Genomic DNA, 1555 nt, shown 5'->3' with positions numbered 1-1555 from the left:
GTGCGCCCGTAAGGGTATATATCAAAAACCGCCTTTAGCAAGCGGCAGGTAAAATATCAGGAAAGGACGGTGAAATTACACCTGTCATCCCACAACTTATCCGGATGGGGAAACCCGATGGGGAGTGCAGCATGTTGTTGCCGCGCAATGCGGCAGATATGTGGCGGCATATAAAGTTTCTAAACAGCCGTTGTATATGGGGATGAAAATTCGCGTATGAGGATGAAAGCTAAACTGCCTGATACGATAGCCAGAGTTGGGACCCATCGCGCGTCCCCGTGTGAAAGGAACTGAAACACACGGCATCTTGGCGTCTGTCATGTGTATAGGGACAGATGTGAGATATTCAAGATGAAGCGCCTCCAGATAGAGGAAAATGGTGAAAGTCGCATCCGAAAACGCGAAACGCTACGTTTGATATATGCTACCGGGGATTGCCTAAATCCGCAGCCAGCGGGCAAGGCAACACAGCTTCCATAGTAGTCCGCGAACCCTGAAATGACAGGGATTGCCGTAAAAACGGAAGCGGATAATACCGCTCACATGGCGAAGGGAAGCAGTTTGTTTCTTCAATGCAAAAAGAAAGGATGGTGCGTGAGGCATCATGAGAAATCCAATTGATGTATTGAATAGTTTAAGCGATAAATCGAAAAACCTCTCGTACAGGTTCGAACGTCTGTACCGGAATCTGTATAACCCGGAATTTTATCTGCTGGCCTACAAAAACATCTACTCAAACAAGGGCAGTATGACACCGGGAGTAAATGGCATAACCATTGACGGCATGAGCAGTCAGCGTATTAGTAAGCTTATTGAATCCCTGAAAGACCGCTCATATTGCCCGAGCCCTGCCCGCCGTACATACATTGCCAAGAAAAGTAATCCGGCGAAGAAACGGCCGCTTGGCATCCCATCCGGGGACGACAAGCTTGTGCAGGAAGTCGTCCGAATGATACTGGAAAGCATCTACGAGCCAACCTTTTCCGACGCATCCCATGGCTTTCGGCCAAAAAAGAGCTGTCACACAGCGCTTGTGAAAATTCAAAAGACATTCACCGGCGCGAAGTGGTTTGTCGAAGGTGATATAAAAGCGTGCTTCGACAGCTTTGACCATCATGTACTGATTGACATACTTCGTAAGCGGATAAACGATGAAGCCTTCATTGACCTTATGTGGAAATTTCTGAAAGCCGGATATATGGAACAGTGGCAATACCACATGACCTATTCTGGCACCCCGCAGGGGTCTGGCATCAGTCCGATACTCGCCAATATCTATCTTAATGAACTTGACCGGTACATGGAGGAATACAAGGCTAAAGTTAACTCAATGGTACGCACAGTGAATCCCGCGCATCGTAACATGGCAAGCAGAATTTTTCACTACAAGGCCAAAAATGACGCGATATGGGACAGTCTGAGCGCCGAGGAGCAGAAGCAGCGCGCAAAAACACTTCGGCAGATGCAAGCCGAACAGCGTAGTCTTCCTACACATCCAGTACAGGAAACCAGCTACAAGGCACTCCAATATGTCAGATATGCCGACGATTTTATT

1 protein-coding gene is annotated in these 1555 nt (G+C 47.8%); it reads left to right on the top strand.

The features are described 5' to 3' along the window. Positions 1-604: 604 nt before the first annotated feature. The coding region (locus CAFE_RS05785) for a reverse transcriptase domain-containing protein (RefSeq protein WP_267901521.1) at positions 605-1555 on the top strand (951 nt) is incomplete at its 3' end.

The sequence above is a fragment of the Caproicibacter fermentans genome (assembly GCF_009746625.1).
GTDB classification, from domain to species: domain Bacteria; phylum Bacillota; class Clostridia; order Oscillospirales; family Acutalibacteraceae; genus Caproicibacter; species Caproicibacter fermentans.
The sequence above is the reverse complement of the archived record's forward strand: the minus strand, read 5'-3'. Positions and strand labels throughout refer to the sequence as shown.